Consider the following 19,372-nt stretch of genomic DNA (forward strand, 5'->3'; position numbering starts at 1 on the left):
AAAAATCTTTACCCGTGGACGATTTGTTGCTGCCGTACTAAAAATTTTCGTGCCCTGACTACCCAAAACCTGCGACCTTTAAAAATTCCCCGCTATCCATTCCTTCATGCGCTGCCAGACCGCCTTCACCGAACCATCCTGACGCGTGACGATGTGCCCGCGCAGGTACTGCTTCTTCGCTTCCAGCAGCAGGCCGAGCACCGTGGCGTAGCGTGGGCTGCGCACGACGTCGGCCAGCTGGCCGCGGTAGTCCGGCGTGCCGAGGCGCGCCGGTTTGAGGAAGATGTCTTCGGCCATTTCGATCATGCCCGGCATGATCGAGCTGCCGCCGGTGAGCACGATGCCCGACGAGAGCACGCCCTCGTAGCCGGATTCGCGCACCACCGTGTGCACCATCGCGAACAGTTCTTCGACGCGCGGCTCGATCACGGCCGCCAGCGCCTGGCGCGACAGGGCGCGCGGCCCGCGGTCGCCCAGCCCCGGCACTTCCAGGGTCTCGCCCGGGTCGGCCAGAACCTGCTTGGCCACGCCGTAGCGGATCTTGATGTCCTCGGCTTCGCCGGTCGGGGTGCGCAGCGCCATCGCGATGTCGCTGGTGATCTGGTCGCCCGCGATCGGCAGCACCGCGGTGTGGCGGATCGCGCCGTCGGAGAACACGGCGATGTCGGTGGTGCCGCCGCCGATGTCGATCAGGACCACGCCCAGTTCTTTCTCGTCGACCGTCAGCACGGCGTCGGCCGAGGCCATCGGCTGCAGGATCAGGTCCGAGACCTCGAGCCCGCAACGGCGCACGCACTTTACAATATTCTGGACCGCGGACACCGCACCGGTGACGATGTGCACGCGCACTTCCAGGCGGATGCCGCTCATGCCGATCGGCTCGCGTACGTCTTCCTGGTTGTCGACGATGAATTCCTGCGGCACCGTGTGCAGCAGCTGCTGGTCGGTCGGGATGTTGACCGCCTTGGCGGTCTCGATCACGCGCGCCACGTCGGTGGCGGTCACTTCCTTGTCCTTGATCGCAACCATGCCGCTCGAATTGAACGAACGGATATGGCTGCCGGCGATGCCAGCATAGACATTGCGGATCTTGCAGTCGGCCATCAGCTCCGCTTCCTCGAGCGCGCGCTGGATCGACTCGACGGTGGCCTCGATGTTCACGACCACGCCTTTCTTCAATCCTTTCGACTCGTGCTGACCGAGGCCGATCACCTCGTGGCGTCCATCGGACATCACTTCGGCCACGACCGCCACCACTTTCGAGGTGCCGATGTCGAGGCCGACGATCAGGTTCTTCGCGTCTTTTGTCATTGCTGTTGCCTGCTTATGTTTGCTTGGTTGTTTTGTTAGGTTGATTCGGTTTTTTCTTCGCCGGCTTCACCGGCTTGGTGGCGTCTTCCGGCACTGCCAGCGCCGCCGAGGACAGCGCCAGGCCGTTCGGATAGCGCATGTCGATGGTGTCGATGCGCCCTTCCTGCAGCCGCGCGACCAGCTGCGGGTAGACGCCCACCAGCCGCTGCACGCGCTTTTTCAGCGTGTCCTGGTCCTTCTCGCGGCCGAGCGCCACGCTCATGCCGTTGTCCAGCTTCACGGTCCAGGCATAGCGCTCGGACAGCGACAAAGCCTGCGGCGCCAGCTGGACCGGTGCGAACAGCGCACGCAGCTCGGTGAAGCGCGCCAGTACTTCCTTCTCGCTGCCCTTCGGCCCCTCGAAGGCCGGCAGCACGTGATCGTCGTCGGCCTCGGCCAGGTTGGCGGTGAACACGTCACCCTTGACCGACAGCAGGCGGCCATCCTCGCCCCAGGTGCCGAGCGCCTCGTGCTCTTCCACCTCGACGATCAGCTGGTTCGGCCACTCGCGGCGCACCGTGGCGCGGCGCACCCAGGGCACGGTCTCGAAAGTCGCCCGCACCTGCTCCAGGTCGGTGGTGAAGAAGTTGCCACGAATCTTGCCGATCACGCCGTTGCGCACCGTGAGCTCGTTCACGTGGCGCAGCGGCAGCTGGTACATGCTTTCCACCGTCACCGCGCGCAGCGAGAACATGGGGCGCTGCGACAGCCACCACACACCCGAGCCGATACAGGCGAGCACCACCAGCGCCACCAGGCTGCTGGCGCTTGCGTTGAGGGTGCGGACGTCATGCCACATGCGCGATCAGCCCTTTGCTTTCGCCATCTTGAGCCGGGCCGAGGCCAGGATCTCCAGGCACAGGTCTTCGTAGCTGATGCCCACCGCGCGCGCGGCCATCGGCACCAGCGAGTGCGAGGTCATGCCCGGCGAGGTGTTCACTTCCAGCAGGAAGGGGCGCATGTCGTTCTCGCGCACCAGCACGTCGACCCTGCCCCAGCCTTCGCAGCCGAGCGCGCGGTAGGCGTTCACGGCGTGGCGCTGGATCTCTTCGGTCAGCGCCGCGTCCAGCTGCGCCGGGCAGTGGTACTGGGTGTCGTCGGTGAAGTACTTGTTCTGGTAGTCGTAGTTGCCTTCCGGGGCCACGATCTCGACGATCGGCAGCGCGCGCGCCAGCTTGCCGGTGCCCAGTACGGCCACGGTGAACTCACGGCCGGTGACGAATTCCTCGGCCAGCACCACCGGATCGAAGCCGATGGCCAGGTCGACCGCGGCCTTCAGTTCCTCGGGCTTGCTGACCTTGGTGATGCCGATGGTCGAGCCTTCGAGCGGCGGCTTGACGATCAGCGGCAGGCCGAGCGCGACCAGGACTTCGTCGAGGTCGGTGGACGGATCGATCGACATGTAGTCCGGCGTCGGGATCTCGTCCATCTTCCAGATCTTCTTGGTGGTGATCTTGTCCATGCCGACGGCGGAGGCCATCACGCCGCTGCCGGTGTAGGGAATGCCGAGCTGTTCGAGCGCGCCCTGCAGGCTGCCGTCTTCGCCGTAGCGGCCGTGCAGCGCGATGAAGACGCGGTCGAATTTCTGTTCCGCCAGTTCGGCCAGGCTTTGCGTGCCCGGGTCGAAGGGATGGGCGTCGACGCCGCGGCTCTTCAGGGCGTTGAGGACGCCGGTGCCGGACATGATCGATACGTCACGCTCGGCGGAGCGGCCGCCGAAAAGCACGCCGACCTTGCCGAAGGATGCCGGGTCGAAGGTAGAGGTGGTTGCGTTCACGAGTTTAAGCCTTTGCGTTGGTCAGTTGGTGCGGGACGCCGCTGATCGAGCCGGCGCCCATGGTCATGACGACGTCGCCGTCGCGCACCGCGTTCAGGATGGCGGCGGGCATGTCGGCGATCGTCTCGACGAAGATCGGTTCCACCTTGCCGCCGGTGCGCAGCGCGCGCGCCAGGGCGCGGCCGTCGGCGGCCACGATCGGCGCTTCGCCGGCCGGGTAGACGTCGGCCAGCAGCAGCACGTCGGGGGTCGCCAGGACCTTCACGAAGTCTTCGAACAGGTCGCGGGTGCGGCTGTAGCGGTGCGGCTGGAAGGCCAGCACCAGGCGGCGGTCCGGATAGGCGGCGCGCGCGGCGGCCAGGGTCACCTCGGTCTCGACCGGGTGGTGACCGAAGTCGTCCACCAGGGTGAAGCTGCCGCCGCCGGGGATGGCGACCTCGCCGTAGCGGGTGAAGCGGCGGCCGACGCCGCTGAAATTCTGCAGGCCCTGGTTGGTCGCCTCGTCGCTGATGCCGATCTCGCGCGCGATCGCGATCGCCGAGCAGGCGTTCAGCACATTGTGCATGCCCGGCTGGTTCAGCACGAATTTGGTGTCCGGATAGCCCTGCTGGCGCACCGTGAAATGCATCTGCACGCCTTCGGCGTGGGCGTCCAGCGCACGCACTTCGGCAGCTTCCGAGAAGCCGTAGGTCGTCACCGGCTTGGTCACCTGCGGCAGGATGGCGCGCACGTGCGGATCGTCGATGCACAGCATGACGCGGCCGTAGAACGGCAGGCGGTGGGTGAAGTTCACGAACGCGGCCTTCAGTTTCTCGAAGTCGTGCTCGTAGGTGTCCATGTGGTCGGCGTCGATGTTGGTAATCACCTCGATCATCGGCGTCAGGTTCAGGAAGGAGGCGTCCGATTCGTCGGCTTCGGCCACGATGTAGTCGCCCGAGCCCAGCTTGGCATTCGCGCCGGCCGCGGTCAGGCGTCCGCCGATGACGAAGGTCGGATCGAGGCCGCCCGCCGCCAGCACCGAGGCCACCAGGCTGGTGGTGGTGGTCTTGCCGTGGGTGCCGGCGATCGCGATGCCGCGCTTCAGGCGCATCAGTTCGCCGAGCATGATCGCGCGCGGCACCACCGGCACCTTGGCGGCGCGGGCTGCCATCACTTCCGGATTCGCTTCGTTGACGGCGGTCGAGGTCACGACCACGTTGGCGCCGATCACGTGTTCGGCCGAGTGGCCGGTGTACACGCGGGCGCCCAGCTCCGCCAGGCGCTGGCTGGCCGCATTGCTGGTCAGGTCGGAGCCCGACACGTTGTAGCCCAGATTGAGCAGCACTTCGGCGATACCGCTCATGCCGCTACCGCCGATGCCCACGAAATGGATGTTCTTGATCTTGTGTTTCATTGTTCCGCCAGTCGTTCCAATTCACGTGCGATCGCTTCGTTCGCGTCGCGCTTGCCCACGTTGTACGCCGCCTGCGCCATCGCCAGGCAGTCCTCACGCGTCGTCGTTTGCAGCAGGCTTGCCAGCCGCTGCGGATTCAGTTCGCCCTGCGGCAGGTAGACGGCCGCCTTCTGCCCCGCCATCCAGACCGCGTTGTCGCGCTGGTGGCTGGTGGTGCTGGCGACGAAGGGCACCAGCACGCTGGCCACGCCCGCCGCCGTCAGCTCCGACACCGTGATCGCGCCGGCGCGGCAGATCACCAGGTCGGCGTTCGCATAGCTTGCTGCCATGTCGTCGATGAAGTCGACCACGTTGGCAGTCACGCCCGCGGCCGCGTAGGCGGCGCGCAAGGCCTCGATGTTCTTCTTGCCCGATTGGTGGGTCACCAGCGGGCGCAGGGCCGGGTCGATCTGGGCCAGCGCCGCCGGCACGCTGTCGTTCAGCACCTTGGCGCCCAGGCTGCCGCCCACGACCAGCACGCGCAGCGGACCGCTGCGGCCGGCGAAGCGTTCAGCGGGCAGCGGCAGGTCGAGGATCTGCTGGCGCACCGGATTGCCGGTGACGACCGCCTTGCCCGCGGCCTTGCCAAAATCGGCCGGGAAGCCGAACAGCACGCGCTGGGCGATCGGGGCCAGGGTCTTGTTCGACAGCAGCAGCGCGGCGTCGGCGTTGACCAGGGCCAGCGGCACGCCGCGCGTGCGCGCCATCATCCCGCCCGGCACGGTCACGTAGCCGCCCATGCCCAGCACGACGTCGGGCTTGCGCTGGCCGAGGTAGCGGCGGCAGGCCAGGAAGCTGGCCGCCATCTTGAAGGCGCCCTTCACGGTATGGGCCAGGCCCTTGCCGCGCAGGCCGGCGAAGTCGATGCTGTCCATCGGGATGCCGGCCTTCGGCACCAGCTCGGTTTCCATGCCGTGGGCGGTGCCCAGCCAGGACACTTCCCAGCCGCGCGCGCGCATGGTCTGGGCGATCGCGATGCCGGGGAAGATGTGGCCACCGGTGCCGGCCGCCATGATCATCAGCCTCTTCATGTGCGGCCTCCGCGCATGCGCACCCGGTTCTCGTAGTCGATCCGCAGCAGGATCGCCAGGCCGATGCAGTTGAACATCACACCCGAACCGCCAAAGCTCATCAGCGGCAGGGTCAGGCCCTTGGTCGGCAGCAGGCCCAGGTTCACGCCCATGTTGATGAAGGTCTGGGCGCCGATCCAGATGCCGATGCCCTTGGCGGCCAGGCCGGCGAAGATCTGGTCCAGCGCGATCGCCTGGCGGCCGATGTCGAAGGCGCGTTTCACCAGCCAGTAGAACATCGCGATCACGACCAGCACGCCGGCCAGGCCGAGCTCTTCGCCGATGACGGCCATGATGAAGTCGGTGTGCGCTTCCGGCAGGTAGAACAGCTTCTCGACGCTGCCGCCCAGGCCCACGCCGAAGAACTCGCCGCGGCCGAAGGCGATCAGGGAGTGGGTCAGCTGGTAGGCCTTGTCCAGCGCATGGCCATCGGCCCATGGGTCGAGGTAGGCGAACATGCGGGCACGGCGGAACGGCGACAGCGCGATGATCGCGCTGAAGATCAGCACCAGCAGCGCGCCGATGCCGCCGAACCAGATGATGTTGATCCCGCCCAGGAACAGGATGCCCATGGCGATGCAGACGATCACGCCGAAGGCGCCCAGGTCGGGCTCGAGCAGCAGCAGCATCCCGACCAGGCCGATCGCGGCCATCATCGGCAGGAAGCCCTTGGTCAGCTTGTGCATGTATTCCTGCTTGCGGACCGTGAAGTCGGCGGCATACAGCACGACGGCGATCTTCATCAGCTCCGAGGGCTGCAGGTTCATGACCTTCAGCGGCAGCCAGCGGCGCGCACCGTTGACCGTTACGCCCACGCCGGGGATCAGGACGATCACCAGCAGCACCAGGGTGCCGATGAACATCATCGGGGCATATTTCTGCCAGACCGCGATGGGGACCTGGAACACCACGGCGGCGGCGGCCATCGAGACCACGATGTAGGCCATCTGGCGGAGCAGGAAGTATTCGTTCTTGTCGTTCAGGTAGGCGAACTTGGGCGAATCCGGCAGCGCGATCGAAGCCGAATACACCATCACCAGGCCGAACATCATGAGCAGCACGGTGACCCAGACCAGCGGCTGGTCGTAGTCCATCATCTTCGACGGACGGCTGCGCGCCGCGATGGTCGCGTCGCTGCTCGATCCGGAGAACTTGAACGGAATCTGGAAAGCCATCAGATCTCCTGCCCCTTCTCCAGTGCGATGTCGCGTACGGCATCGACGAACACCTGCGCGCGGTGCGCATAGTTCGTGAACATGTCGAGGCTGGCGCAGGCCGGCGACAGCAGCACCGCGTCGCCCGGGCGCGCCAGGCCGCTGGCCCTGCGCACCGCTTCCGGCAGTCCCGGCAGGTCGAACAGCGGCACGCCGGTCGGCTCGATCGCGGCGCGTACCGCGGGCGCATCGCGCCCGATCAGCAGCACGGCGCGCACGTAGCGCGACGCCGGGAGTGCGAGCGGCGCGAAATCCTGGCCCTTGCCGTCGCCGCCGGCGATCAGCAGGATCTGCTGGTCTTCGCCGGCGAAGGCTTTACCGAGGCCTTCCAGCGCGGCCACCGTGGCGCCCACATTGGTGCCCTTGCTGTCGTCGTAGTAGTCGACGCCGTCGATGTTGGCGACCAGCTCGACGCGGTGCGGTTCGCCCGCATACTCGCGCAGGCCATGCAGCAGCGGCGCCAGCGGCAGGCCGCAGGCGCGGCACAGGGCCAGCGCGGCCAGCGCGTTCGAGGCATTGTGCAGGCCGCGGATCTTGAGGGCGTCGGCCGGCATCAGGCGGTTCACGCTCACTTCAACCGGCGCTGCGATCTCGCCCTTCTTCAGTTTCTTCGCCGGCTCGTCATCCAGCGCCACGGCGTTCGCGAGCCACAGCACGCCGCGCTCGTTGACCAGGCCGAAGCTGTTCGGTTCCAGCGGTTCGCCGGTGCCGAAGGTGTACGCCGGGGTGTCGACGGCGCTCATGCGCATCACGATGGCGTCGTCGCGGTTCAGCACGCGGACCGTGTCGCTGCCGAAGATGCGGGCCTTGTCTGCCGCATAGGCATCCATGCTGCCGTGCCAGTCGAGGTGATCCTGGGTCAGGTTCAGCACGGTGGCGGCGTCGGCCTGCAGGCTGAAGCTGGTATGCAGCTGGAAGCTCGACAGCTCGAGCACCCAGGCCTGCGGCAAGTCGTCGCCGTCCAGGCATTCGCGCAGCACGTCGAGCGCGGCCGGGCTGATGTTGCCGGCCACGCGGGTCGACAGGCCGGCGCGGCGGCACAGCAGGCCGGTCAGGCTCGTGACCGTGGTCTTGCCGTTGGTGCCGGTGATGGCGATGACTTTCGGCGCATAGCCGCGTTCCGTGCGCAGGTGGGCGAGCGCCTGCGCGAACAGTTCGATCTCGCCCCATACCGGGATGTTGCGTGCACGCGCCGCCGGGCTGATCTCGGCCAGTTCGCGATTGGGCGCCAGACCCGGACTGACGGCGACGAAATCGACGCCCTCGAGCAGGGAGGCGTCGAATTCACCGCCGACAAATTCCGCGCCCGGCACCGCCTGGCGCAGGGCGAACAGGCGCTGCGGCTCGGTGCGGGTGTCGCCCACGCGCACGCGCGCGCCGCCCCTGGCCAGCCATTGCGCCATCGCCAGCCCGGATTCACCCAGGCCCAGCACCAATGCGGATTTGCCTTCGTAGTTCATCAGCGCAGCTTCAGAGTGGACAGGCCAACAAGGACCAGCATCATGGTCACGATCCAGAAGCGGACCACGACCTTGGTCTCCTTCCAGCCCTTTTGTTCGAAGTGGTGGTGCAGCGGCGCCATCAGGAACACGCGGCGGCCGGCGCCATAGCGCTTCTTGGTGTACTTGAACCAGCTCACCTGGATGATCACCGACAGGGTCTCGGCCACGAACACGCCGCCCATGATGAACAGGACGATTTCCTGGCGCACGATGACGGCGATGGTCCCGAGCGCGCCGCCCAGCGCCAGCGCGCCGACGTCGCCCATGAACATCTGGGCCGGATGCGCGTTAAACCACAGGAAGGCCAGGCCCGCGCCGGCCATCGCGCCGCAGAAGATCAGCAGTTCGCCGGCGCCCGGGATGTAGGGGATGAACAGGTATTTCGAGAAGGTCGCGCTGCCGGTCAGGTAGGCGAACAGGCCGAGGGCGCCGCCGACCATCACGGTCGGCATGATCGCCAGGCCGTCCAGGCCGTCGGTGAAGTTGACCGCGTTCGAGGAACCGACGATGACGCAGTAGGTCAGCGCGATGAAGCCCCACACGCCCAGCGGGTAGCTGATCGACTTGAAGAAGGGGACGATCAGGTCGGCCTTGGGCGGCAGGGTCATCGAGAAGCCCGACTGCACCCAGGCGTAGAACAGCTGCAGCACTTCCCAGGGATTCGCGGCCGAGACCGAGAATGCCAGGTAGAGTGCCGAAGCGATGCCGATCAGCGACATCCAGAAATACTTTTCGCCCGAACGCATGCCTTCCGGGTCTTTATAGACCACCTTGCGGTAGTCATCGACCCAGCCAATGGCGCCGAAGCCCATGGTCACGACCAGCACCGGCCAGATCAGGCGGTTCGACAGGTCGCACCACAGCAGGGTCGAGATGCCGATCGAGATCAGCACCAGCACGCCGCCCATGGTCGGGGTGCCGTGCTTGGCCAGGTGGGTCTGCGGGCCGTAGGTGCGCACCGCCTGGCCGACCTTCATGGCGGTCAGCTTGCGGATCACGGCCGGACCGCAGATCAGGCCGATGGTGATCGCGGTGATGGTCGCGAAGACCGCGCGGAACGTGATGTAGTTGAACACGCGCAGCGGACCGAGGTAGTCCTGGAAGTATTGGGCGAGCCAGAGAAGCATGTTAGTGGGCGTCCTTGCTAGGTGTTGATCCGGTCAGGTGCTGGACCACGCGCTCCATCTTCATGAAGCGCGAGCCCTTCACCAGCACAGTTGCTGTCGTATTGCCGCCCAGAGTGACATCCAGTGCTGCCAATAATTCGTCGAACTGCTCGTAATGCCGTGCTCCCGACGCGCTCAAGTGGCGTGCCAGTTCGCCAGTGGCGAGCACGTGTTCGATGCCACGCTGCTGGGCGTAGGCACCGACTTCTTCGTGAAACTCCTGTCCCTGCGTGCCGACTTCGCCCATGTCGCCGACCACCAGGATGCGCGGCGCCGGATAGGCGGCCAGCACGTCGATCGCGGCGCGCATCGAGTCGGGATTCGCGTTGTAGGTGTCGTCGATGACGGTCGCACCGTTGGCGGCCTGCTTGCGCTGCAGGCGGCCGCCGACCGGGGCGAAGCTTTCCAGGCCGCGCACGATGGCGTCCTGCGGGATGCCGGCGGCAAGGGTGCTGGCGATCGCAGCCAGCGCATTGCGCACATTGTGGTCGCCGGCCGCGGCCAGCTTCACCGTGAACTGGACGCCGCTTGCCGTCACCTGCAGCTCGTTGCCGAAACCGGTCGAGGTGTAGCTGGCGCGCACGTCGCAGTCGTCCGTCAGGCCGAAGCTCAGCACCGGGCACGGCGCCATGCCGCGCCACAAATCGGTATAGGTATCGTCGCCCGGGAACACGGCCCTGCCGTTCGACGGCAGCGCCGCCAGCACCGAGCCGTTCTCGCGCGCCACCGCTTCCACGGTGTGCATGAATTCCTGGTGCTCGCGCTGGGCATTGTTGACCATCGCGACCGAAGGCACGGCGATCGCGGCCAGGCGGCCGATCTCGCCCGGATGGTTCATGCCCATCTCGATCACGGCGGCGCGGTGCTGCGGGCCCAGGCGGAACAGGGTCAGCGGCACGCCGATTTCGTTGTTCAGGTTGCCCTGCGTGGCCAGGCGCGCCCCTTCGCCGAAGGCGGCGGCCAGGATCGAGGCGATCATTTCCTTGACCGTGGTCTTGCCATTCGAGCCGGTCACGCCGATCACGGGGATGTCGAACTGCATGCGCCAGAAATTGGCGATGCGGCCCAGCGCCGCCAGGGTGTCGGGCACGACGATCGCCGGCAGCGTCCAGCCCTGCGGCACTGCATGGACGACGACCGCGGCCACGCCGCGTGCGGCGACCTGGTCGAGGAAGGCGTGCGCATCGAAGGTCTCGCCCTTGAGCGCGACGAACAGCGCACCGCCAGGGGCCGTACGGCTGTCGGTCGACACGCCATCGAAGGCCACGTCCGCGCCGACGAGCTGCGCGCCCGAGATCGCGGTGACCAGTTCTGCAAGCGTAGCGCGCATCAATGCGTCCTCATCATGGTGAGCCGGGCGGTCAATGCCAGCGAAGCGTGGTCGGCGTCGGAGAAGGGCAGCTTCTTGCCCTTGATTTCCTGGTAGGGCTCATGGCCCTTCCCTGCCAGCAGGATCACGTCCTGCTTGCCGGCGTTCTTCACGGCCAGCAGGATCGCGGTGGCGCGGTCTTCCACGGCCTGGTATTCCTTTTCGATGCCGGCCACGACCTGGGCGATGATGTTCGCCGGCTCTTCGCTGCGCGGGTTGTCGCTGGTGACCAGGATGTGGTCGGCCGCCTGGGCCACGGCGCCCATCTGCGGGCGCTTGCCCGGGTCGCGGTCGCCGCCGCAGCCGAACACGCACCACAGTTCGCCGCCGCGTTCCTGTGCCACCTGGCGCAGGGCCTGCAGAGTCTTTTCCAGCGCGTCCGGGGTGTGCGCATAGTCGATCACGACCATCGGCGCGTCCTGGCCGCCGATCTGCTGCATGCGGCCCGGGGCCGGCTGCAGCGCTTCGATCGCCTCCACCGCCGCTTTCAAGGGCGTGCCCCTGGCCAGCAGCGCGCCCAGCACCGCCAGTGCATTGCTGACGTTGAAGTGGCCGACCAGCTGGGTCTTCAGGCTGGCCGTGCCGGCCGGGGTGTCGACCGCGAATTCGGTGCCCGCGTGGCGGCTGCGCATGTTCGCGGCGCGCAGGATGGCGACGCCGTCGATGGCGGGCTGCCCGGCTTCATCCTTGAGCGTGTAGCCGGTGACCGGCAGCTGCGCGAAGTTCCTGCGCAGGTGCGCCACCAGGCGCAGGCCGGCCGGGTCGTCCAGGTTGACCACGGCGTTGTTCAGGCCTTCCCACTCGAACAGTTTCACCTTGGCGGCCTCGTAGCTCTCCATGTCGCCATGGAAGTCGAGGTGGTCGCGGGTCAGGTTGGTGAAGATGGCGACGTCGAAATGCATGCCGGCGGTGCGCTCCTGCACCAGGCCGATGGACGAGACTTCGATCGCCAGCGCAGCGGCTTCCCGGGCGCGCAGGTCGGCAAGGGTCTGGGCCAGCAGCACCGCGTCCGGCGTGGTGTAGCCGGTGGCGTCGAACTGCGGCTCGCCCCTGCCCTTCACGAGACCCACGCCGAGGGTGCCGACCACGGCGGCGGTCTCGCCGAGGCGCGCGAGCGCCTGGCCGGTCCACACCGCGATCGAGGTCTTGCCGTTGGTGCCGGTCACGCCGACGGTGAACATGCCGGCATCCGGCTTGTCCAGCACGGCGTGCGCGATCGGGCCGGCGTTCTTCTTCAGATTGGTCACGCCCAGCCGCGGCACATCGTGCGCGGCATCCCAGCTGTAGCCGTTTTCTTCGTACACGACGGCAGCCGCGCCGGCGGCAATCGCGGCGGCGATGTAGGCGCGTCCATCCGAGGCCTCGCCCGGATAGGCGAAGAACACGTCTCCCGGCGCCACGCGGCGGGAGTCGGAAACGAGTCGGCCGCCTGGGGCGGCGGCACGGATCCACTGGCAGATGTCAGTCAGGCTCATCGCCATCACAAGCTCTCCTCTACCGGTTCTGCCGGAATGATGATGTCGGTGATCGATGAGTCGGGCGGTATGTTCGCCGCCCGCAAGGCATTCGAGGCCAGGTCCGCGGCGGTCGGCGCGGCGACGCTGCCGCCTGTCCGTAGCGCGCCGCGCGGGTTGTCGATCATGACCGCGATGACGAAGCGCGGCTTGGACATCGGCGCGATGCCGACGAAGTAGCCGATGTTGTCGGTCTTCGAGTAGCGGCCGTTGACGATCTTTTCGGCGGTGCCGGTCTTGCCGCCCACGCGGTAGCCGGCCACCTGGGCTTTCGATGCGGTGCCTTCCGGGCCGACCACCGATTCGAGCATGGTGCGCACCTGGGCCGCGGTCTTCGGCGAGATCACCTGCTGGCCGACCGGCTCTTCGGTGACCTTCAGGAAGGACAGCGGGATGATGTCGCCGTCGCGCGCGAACACCATGTAGGAGCGCGCCAGCTGCAGCAGCGAGACCGACAGGCCGTGGCCGAAGGACATGTTGGCGTATTCGATCGGCTTCCACGATTTCCATGGACGCACGCGGCCGGCGACGGCGCCCGGGAAGCCGAAACGCGGCGCCTGGCCGTAACCGAGCTTGGTGTACAGCTCCCACATGTCTTTCGGCTCGAGCAGCTGGGCGATCTTGACGGTGCCGACGTTCGAGGATTTCTGGATGATGCCGCTGACCGTGAGGGCGTCCTTCGGGTGCATGTCGCGGATCGGGCGGCCGCCCACGACGATGCGCCCGCCCGAGGTGTCGAACACGGTGTCGGGCGTGATCTTCTTCTTTTCCAGCCCGAGCGCCACGGTGACCGGCTTCAGGGTTGAACCCGGCTCGAAGGTGTCGGTGATGACGCGGTTGCGCAGCTGGGCGCCGGTCAGGCCAGAGCGGTCGTTCGGGTTATAGGTCGGGTAGTTGGCCATGGCCAGCACTTCGCCGGTGTGCACGTCCAGCACCACGGCGCCGCCGGCCTGGGCATTGAATTTCTCGACCGCGTTCTTCACGCTGGTGAAGGCGATGTACTGCAGCTTGCTGTCGACCGACAGGGTCAGGTCCTTGCCATGGTGCGGCTCGCGGAACATGCCCAGGTCTTCGGCAATGTGGCCGAGGCGGTCGCGGATCACGCGGCGGCTGCCCGGGACGCCCATCAGGTTCTTCTGGTGGAACAGCTCCATGCCTTCCTGGCCGCGGTCCTCGACGTTGGTGAAGCCGACCATGTGGGTCATCACTTCGCCCTGCGGGTAGTAACGCTTGTATTCCTTGCGGGTGTCGATGCCGTCGATCTTGAGCTTCTCGATCTTCTCGACCGCGTCCATCTCGACCTGGCGCTTGAGGTAGACGTAGCTGCGCTTGGTATCGAGCTTGGCGCGCAGCTCCGATTCGGGCATCTCGAGCAGGCGCGCCAGCTCGGCCAGCTTGTCGGTCGGCCCGGCCAATACTTCTTTCGGGAAGGCGGCCACCGCCTTCACCGGCAGCGAGGATGCCAGCACCTGGCCGTTGCGGTCCATGATCTTGCCGCGCGCGGCCGGCAGCTCGACCAGGCGCTCGTAGCGGCTCTTGCCCTGCTTTTGCAGGAACTGGGTGGACACGCCCTGCAGCCAGAGCGCGCGCACGGCCAGCGCGGCGAAGGCCGCGAACAGGACGAACAGCACCAGGCGCGAGCGCCAGCTCGGCACGTTCACGGCCAGGAGCGGGCTTTTCGAGAAAGCCACGCCCTTGGAGGCGGCGACGCGCGCGGTGCTTCGGCGTTCCACGCGACTCATTTCGCCCCTTCCGTCAGGTACTGGGTACGGGCCGGGCTCAAGGGGGCCATGTTCAGGCTGGTGCGCGCGATCTGCTCGATGCGCTCGTTCTTGCCGAGGGTGGACTGGTCGAGCTGGAGCTGGGCCCAGTCGATGTCGAGCTGGCGCGCGTGCTGGTTCAGGCGTTCGAGCTCGATCAGCAGGTGGCGCGACTGGTAGCGCGCATTCACCACCGAGAGCGCGCACGCCACCACGGCGGCCGTCAGCAGAATGTTCAGCTTGACGCTCATGCCGCGCCTCCAGCACGATCGCCCAAGCGTTCGGCCACGCGCAGCACCGCCGAGCGGGCGCGCGGGTTAGCGCTCACTTCCGCCTCGGAGGGCTTGGTCTTGGTGATCAGCTTCATCAATGGCTGCGGCAGGTCGACGGCGCGGATCGGCAGCCGGCGGTCCGGCTGCTCGACTTTCGCCTTGGACGCGAGGAACTGCTTGACCATGCGGTCTTCCAGCGAGTGGAAGCTGATCACGGACATGCGCGCCCCCGGCGCCAGCATCGCGTAGGCGGCGCTCAGACCTGCTTCAAGGTCTTCAAGCTCTTTATTGATGAAAATCCGGACAGCCTGAAAGGTCCGGGTTGCCGGATCTTTGCCCTTTTCGCGAGTTTTGACCGCGTTTGCCACGATTGCGGCAAGCTCTCGTGTGGTCGAAATTGGCTGGATTGCGCGGCGAGCAACAATCGCCTTTGCAATCTGGAAAGCAAACCGTTCTTCTCCATAATCCCGAATAACCTTTTCCAATTGTTGTTCCGTCGCGGTGGCCAGCCATTCAGCCGCCGACATCCCGCGCGTGGTGTCCATGCGCATGTCGAGCGGCCCATCCTGGCGGAAACTGAATCCGCGGGTGGCGTCGTCCACCTGGGGCGACGAAATACCAAGGTCCAGCAAGATGCCGTCCACCTGGCTGATGCCGCGCGCGGCCAGCGCGTCGAGCATCGTGGCAAAACTGTCGTGCACGATCGTGAAACGCGGATCGTTCACCTCTTGCGCGGTCGCGATCGCCTGCGGATCCTTGTCGAAGGCGATCAGGCGGCCCTGCGGCCCCAGTCGCGACAGGATCAGGCGGCTGTGGCCACCGCGGCCGAAAGTGCCGTCTATATAAGTACCGTTGGCGCGCTCGCCGGTCAGGTCGAGTGCATCCACCGCTTCGTCCAGCAGCACCGTGCGATGCTGGAAGTCCCCTCCCTCCATGGCAGGCACCGTTACTATTTCCGTCATCGGCGCCTCAGAAGGAGAAATTGGAAAGGACATCAGGCATGCCGCCGGCAACGGCCTCGGCTTCGCTTTCGGCAAGCTTGGCGGCATCCCAGATTTCGAAATGGGTGCCCATGCCCAACATCATGACTTCTTTCTCCAAACCCACGGCGGCGCGCAGTTCGGGCGAAATCAGCACCCGGCCTGCACTGTCCAACTCGACATCGCACGCGTTACCAAGGAAAATGCGCTGCCACGCACGGGCCGACATCGGCCAGGCGGCGATCTGCTCGCGGTGCTGTTCCCATACCGGACGCGGGAAGAACAGCAGGCAGCCATGCGGATGCTTGGTCAGCGTCATCCGGCCTTCGCACTGGACCGCGAGGGCGTCACGATGCTTTGCCGGAATCGACATCCGGCCTTTTGCATCGAGGTTGATCGCTGACGCGCCCTGAAACACGTATTTACCTAGCTTGGAGAATTATCAATTTAGAATTTTTTGGCCGCTCGGGGTTCCGAAAATCCCCCACAAATCGACACTTTTTCACACTGTTTCCCACTTTATTGGAATCAATGTTGGTGGTCAAGCGAATTCACGCTTGGCAAATCTGAATTTGTCTAATGAAACCAAGGACTTAGCGGCATCTATTGAGGGACCGTCAACACAAAATGTCTCCTAAATCAGTCACTTAGGAAACAGAATGAAGGTTGCACCTCAGTTGTAAAGACAATATTTCCGTTTGATTAAGCTCACGTTTGACGTCGTCTTTTCTTATGGAAACTAAAGTTTCTTTGCAGAATTGCATATCCGGGATTGGCGGTGCTCGGCTGGAAGCGTTAGGATCGAGCCAAGGCAAAGAACCATCCGGCGCATGGCCCGCTCGGCCGGATGGCGCAGCCGTGGTGCAGCTGGACTGGAGCGGGCCTGCAAGGAGAAATGCCGTGAATATCTCTCTCGCCCGTACCTGCGCGGTCTACGACCTGATCGAAGTCCAGGAAGCGCTCGACCGCAGCCGCGGCCGCTCCCCGGAGCTCGAAGCCTTCTACGAGCGCATGCTGGAGACCGGGGCCTACCGCTTCGTCACCAAGCCCTCATCGCTTGATGCCCTCGATCCCCTGTTCGAAGAATGTCCGAATTTCGAAGAAGTCCTGGACGACCTGGCCCGCTACCTGCGCCTGGCACACGCGGGCAACCGCGGTTTCAACGTGATGCCGATCCTGCTCCTGGGCGGCCCCGGGGTCGGCAAGACCCACTTCGCCCGGCGCCTGGCCAGGGTGATGCAGACCGAATGTGAGCTGATCAGCATGAATGCCCTGTCGGCCGGCTTCGTCATCACCGGCAGCTCGGCCAGCTGGCGCGGCGCGAAATGCGGCAAGGTGGCCGAGCGCCTGGTGCGCGGGCAGTATGCGAACCCGGTGATCGTGCTCGATGAAGTGGAAAAGGCGAGCGGCTCGACGCAGTCGGATCCGCTCGCCGCTCTCTATCAGTTGCTGGAGCCGGAGACGGCCAGCAGCTTCCGCGACGAATTCATCGACGTCGAGATCGACGCGTCGCAGATCTTCTGGGTCCTGACCGCCAATTCCACCGAAGGCATCCCCCACCCGCTGCTGAACCGCATGGCGGTGTACGAGGTGCCGACGCCGACACCCGAGCAGGCGGCCGGGATCGCCCAGCGCATGTATGCGGGGCTGCTGGATGAACTGAACCTGGCGGCCTTCGACCCGCGCCTGGCCGACGTGGTGCTGGACCGGCTGGCGGGCGTCTCGCCGCGCGATCTGCGCAAGACCCTGCTCGATGGCCTGGGACACGCGGTGGCGGCCGGGCGCGAGCGCGTGAGCGTGGACGATATCCGGATCAAGCCGACGCCGGGCAAGGGGCGGATCGGGTTCTGAGCGTGGACAGGTCGCGCGCCAGCTGTCCCACGAAGTAGCCGTTGCACAGGCCGAGCAGGCCGCAGACTGTGGCAGCGAAGACGGCATCGCCGACCATGCCCGGCCTGATCGCCAAGGTCACCGCCAAGGCGTACTTGATCAGGAACACGCTCATCATCATGGCCAGCGGCGTCCAGCTTCCGCGGATGCGCGCCGTCTTCGCCGCGGCACCCGGGACGGCATTGGCACTGCCGAAGGTCCAGCGCTGCAGCACAAGGGCGACCAGGCCGGCGCTCCACGCCGCCATCCCGATGCTCGCTACGCCGAACTGCGTCGCGATGGACTGCAGTGCCAGGACCAGCATCAACAAGGGAATCACCAGCATCCGGGTATAGGTGATCTCGCGCTCGCGCGCGGCGAGCACGCCGCGGTAGACCAGGAAGGCGAGGATGGCCCAGACATACACAGGGGTCTTGACGAGGATTTGCTGCAGCATGGCCGGCTCCGCGAGGTGGTTGATGCCTTCCACCTTATCGACAGCGCGGCCCGCGCCGGCCGGTTTGCGACGAAGCGCGTGCCGACGGCGCGGGATGCCTATGTGCGGCGCGAAATGCGCCGGGTACTAGGCTTGCGCCCAGCCCTTCGCGTGCTCCACCGCCCTGCCCCAGCGCGCCATCAGTTCGGCACGGCGTCCCCGATCCATGGCGGGTTCGAAGCGGCGCTCGACCTGCCACTGGCGGGCGATGTCCTCGATGCTCTCCCAGTAGCCGACCGCCAGCCCGGCGAGGTAGGCTGCACCCAGCGCCGTGGTCTCGGTGACGCGCGGCCGCAGCACCGGGATGCCGAGCAGGTCGGCCTGGAACTGCATCAGGAGGTCATTGCGGGCGGCGCCGCCGTCGGCGCGCATCTCGAGCACGGCGCAGTCGGCGTCCTTCTGCATGGCGGTCAAGAGTTCGGCGCTCTGGTAGGCGATCGCCTCGACCGCGGCGCGCGCGATGTGGGCGCCCGTGGTCCCGCGCGTCATGCCGACGATGGTGCCGCGCGCGTAAGGATCCCAGTGCGGCGCGCCGAGGCCGGTGAAGGCAGGCACCAGCATCAGGCCGCCGCTGTCCGGCACGCTCAGGGCCAGCGCTTCCACGTCGGCCGACTCCTTGATGATGCCGAGGCCGTCGCGCAGCCATTGGACGGTGGCGCCGCCCATGAAGACGCTGCCCTCCAATAGATAGTCGGTGGCGCCGTTCACGGTCCAGCCGACCGTGGACAGCAGGCGGTTCTGCGACACCGGCGGCGTGGCGCCGGCATGCATCAGCATGAAGCAGCCGGTCCCGTAGGTATTCTTGACCAGGCCCTTGTGGTGGCAGGCCTGGCCGAAGGTGGCGGCCTGCTGGTCGCCGGCGATGCCGGCGATCGGGATCGCATGGCCGAAGCATTCCTCGGCCGCGAGGCCGACCACTTCCGAACTGGCGACGACTTCCGGCAGTACACTGGACGGGATGTCGAACAGGGCCAGCAGCTCCTCGTCCCAGCGCAGCGTGTTGATATTGAAGAGCATGGTGCGCGAGGCGTTGCCGGCGTCGGTGACGTGGCGTCCGCACAGGCGGTACACGAGCCAGCTGTCGACCGTACCGAAGGCGAGCTCGCCGCGTTCGGCACGCTCGCGGGCGCCCGGCACCTGCTCGAGCAGCCAGTGCAGCTTGGTGGCGGAAAAATAGGCGTCGAGCTCGAGGCCGGTGCGGCGCTGGATGTCGCCGGCCCTGCCCTGCTCGCGCAGGCGGTCGCACATGGCGGCGGTGCGGCGGTCTTGCCAGACGATGGCGCGGGCCACCGGTTCGCCCGTGGCGCGGTCCCACAGCACGGTGGTCTCGCGCTGGTTGGCGATGCCGATCGCGGCCACCTGGGACGCTTCGACGCCGGCCAGGCGCAGCGCTTCCCGTCCACAGGCGAGTTGGCTGTGCCAGATGTCGAGGGCGTCGTGCTCGACCCAGCCGGGCTGGGGAAAATGCTGGGGGTATTCGTGCCGGCTGCAGGCGACCGGCAGGCCGGCGCGGTCGAACAGGATGGCGCGCGAGCTGGTGGTGCCCTGGTCGAGGGCAAGGATGTATTTCTGCATCGCTGACTCCGCCGGGCGCGGGCCGT

The 19,372-nt window shown here is 66.4% G+C and carries 17 protein-coding genes; 1 reads left to right on the top strand and 16 read right to left on the bottom strand.

Annotation, left to right across the window (positions count from 1 at the left end):
* Positions 1-78: 78 nt before the first annotated feature.
* Genes ftsA through mraZ form a run of 14 tightly spaced genes read right to left on the bottom strand, consistent with a single transcriptional unit; the run spans position 79 to position 15,824 of the window.
* Positions 79-1,311: a cell division protein FtsA gene (gene ftsA / locus ACSQ25_RS19815; protein WP_436107381.1), complete on the bottom strand. Its 1,233-nt coding sequence runs from the start codon at positions 1,309-1,311 to the stop codon at positions 79-81.
* 13 nt (positions 1,312-1,324) lie between these two features.
* Positions 1,325-2,149, bottom strand: a complete 825-nt coding sequence (locus ACSQ25_RS19820) for a cell division protein FtsQ/DivIB (protein WP_436107382.1) — start codon at positions 2,147-2,149, stop codon at positions 1,325-1,327.
* Between the two features lie 6 nt (positions 2,150-2,155).
* The gene (locus ACSQ25_RS19825) at positions 2,156-3,127 is read right to left on the bottom strand and encodes a D-alanine--D-alanine ligase (RefSeq protein ID WP_436107383.1); all 972 of its coding nucleotides are present in this window, start codon (positions 3,125-3,127) and stop codon (positions 2,156-2,158) included.
* Positions 3,128-3,131: 4 nt separating this feature from the next.
* Positions 3,132-4,520, bottom strand: coding sequence for a UDP-N-acetylmuramate--L-alanine ligase (murC, locus tag ACSQ25_RS19830; protein WP_436107384.1), 1,389 nt, complete (start codon positions 4,518-4,520; stop codon positions 3,132-3,134).
* Positions 4,517-5,590: an undecaprenyldiphospho-muramoylpentapeptide beta-N-acetylglucosaminyltransferase gene (gene murG / locus ACSQ25_RS19835; protein WP_436107385.1), complete on the bottom strand. Its 1,074-nt coding sequence runs from the start codon at positions 5,588-5,590 to the stop codon at positions 4,517-4,519. Before murG ends, murC begins: the two co-directional genes overlap by 4 nt.
* Positions 5,587-6,804, bottom strand: coding sequence for a putative lipid II flippase FtsW (gene ftsW, locus ACSQ25_RS19840; RefSeq protein ID WP_436107386.1), 1,218 nt, complete (start codon positions 6,802-6,804; stop codon positions 5,587-5,589). Before ftsW ends, murG begins: the two co-directional genes overlap by 4 nt.
* Entirely contained in the window at positions 6,804-8,303 is a 1,500-nt protein-coding gene (gene murD / locus ACSQ25_RS19845; RefSeq protein ID WP_436107387.1) for a UDP-N-acetylmuramoyl-L-alanine--D-glutamate ligase, read from the bottom strand. Before murD ends, ftsW begins: the two co-directional genes overlap by 1 nt.
* The gene (gene mraY, locus ACSQ25_RS19850; RefSeq protein ID WP_436107388.1) at positions 8,303-9,472 is read right to left on the bottom strand and encodes a phospho-N-acetylmuramoyl-pentapeptide-transferase; all 1,170 of its coding nucleotides are present in this window, start codon (positions 9,470-9,472) and stop codon (positions 8,303-8,305) included. Before mraY ends, murD begins: the two co-directional genes overlap by 1 nt.
* Before the next feature lies 1 nt (position 9,473).
* The gene (locus ACSQ25_RS19855; protein WP_436107389.1) at positions 9,474-10,841 is read right to left on the bottom strand and encodes a UDP-N-acetylmuramoyl-tripeptide--D-alanyl-D-alanine ligase; all 1,368 of its coding nucleotides are present in this window, start codon (positions 10,839-10,841) and stop codon (positions 9,474-9,476) included.
* Positions 10,841-12,361 (bottom strand): UDP-N-acetylmuramoyl-L-alanyl-D-glutamate--2,6-diaminopimelate ligase, encoded by a 1,521-nt coding sequence (locus ACSQ25_RS19860; RefSeq protein WP_436107390.1) that lies wholly within the window; start codon positions 12,359-12,361, stop codon positions 10,841-10,843. Before ACSQ25_RS19860 ends, ACSQ25_RS19855 begins: the two co-directional genes overlap by 1 nt.
* Positions 12,361-14,136 (bottom strand): peptidoglycan D,D-transpeptidase FtsI family protein, encoded by a 1,776-nt coding sequence (locus ACSQ25_RS19865; RefSeq protein ID WP_436107391.1) that lies wholly within the window; start codon positions 14,134-14,136, stop codon positions 12,361-12,363. Before ACSQ25_RS19865 ends, ACSQ25_RS19860 begins: the two co-directional genes overlap by 1 nt.
* Positions 14,133-14,405, bottom strand: a complete 273-nt coding sequence (ftsL, locus tag ACSQ25_RS19870; RefSeq protein ID WP_436107392.1) for a cell division protein FtsL — start codon at positions 14,403-14,405, stop codon at positions 14,133-14,135. Before ftsL ends, ACSQ25_RS19865 begins: the two co-directional genes overlap by 4 nt.
* Positions 14,402-15,409: a 16S rRNA (cytosine(1402)-N(4))-methyltransferase RsmH gene (gene rsmH / locus ACSQ25_RS19875; protein ID WP_436108112.1), complete on the bottom strand. Its 1,008-nt coding sequence runs from the start codon at positions 15,407-15,409 to the stop codon at positions 14,402-14,404. Before rsmH ends, ftsL begins: the two co-directional genes overlap by 4 nt.
* Complete coding sequence (gene mraZ, locus ACSQ25_RS19880) at positions 15,396-15,824, bottom strand: division/cell wall cluster transcriptional repressor MraZ (protein WP_027867878.1); 429 nt, start codon at positions 15,822-15,824, stop codon at positions 15,396-15,398. Before mraZ ends, rsmH begins: the two co-directional genes overlap by 14 nt.
* Before the next feature lie 482 nt (positions 15,825-16,306).
* On the opposite strand from mraZ, the gene ACSQ25_RS19885 reads away from it, so the two are divergent.
* Positions 16,307-17,257: an AAA family ATPase gene (locus ACSQ25_RS19885; RefSeq protein WP_436107393.1), complete on the top strand. Its 951-nt coding sequence runs from the start codon at positions 16,307-16,309 to the stop codon at positions 17,255-17,257.
* On the opposite strand, the gene ACSQ25_RS19890 is transcribed toward ACSQ25_RS19885, so the two are convergent.
* Together ACSQ25_RS19890 and glpK are read right to left on the bottom strand one after the other, a co-directional pair.
* The gene (locus ACSQ25_RS19890) at positions 17,220-17,732 is read right to left on the bottom strand and encodes a DUF6622 family protein (protein WP_436107394.1); all 513 of its coding nucleotides are present in this window, start codon (positions 17,730-17,732) and stop codon (positions 17,220-17,222) included. The genes ACSQ25_RS19885 and ACSQ25_RS19890 overlap by 38 nt on opposite strands.
* A gap of 126 nt (positions 17,733-17,858) precedes the next feature.
* On the bottom strand, positions 17,859-19,346 hold the full coding sequence (gene glpK / locus ACSQ25_RS19895) for a glycerol kinase GlpK (protein ID WP_436107395.1): 1,488 nt from the start codon (positions 19,344-19,346) through the stop codon (positions 17,859-17,861).
* Between the last annotated feature and the right edge of the window lie 26 nt (positions 19,347-19,372).

The sequence above is a fragment of the Massilia sp. LjRoot122 genome, from assembly GCF_964252725.1.
Lineage (GTDB): Bacteria > Pseudomonadota > Gammaproteobacteria > Burkholderiales > Burkholderiaceae_D > Telluria.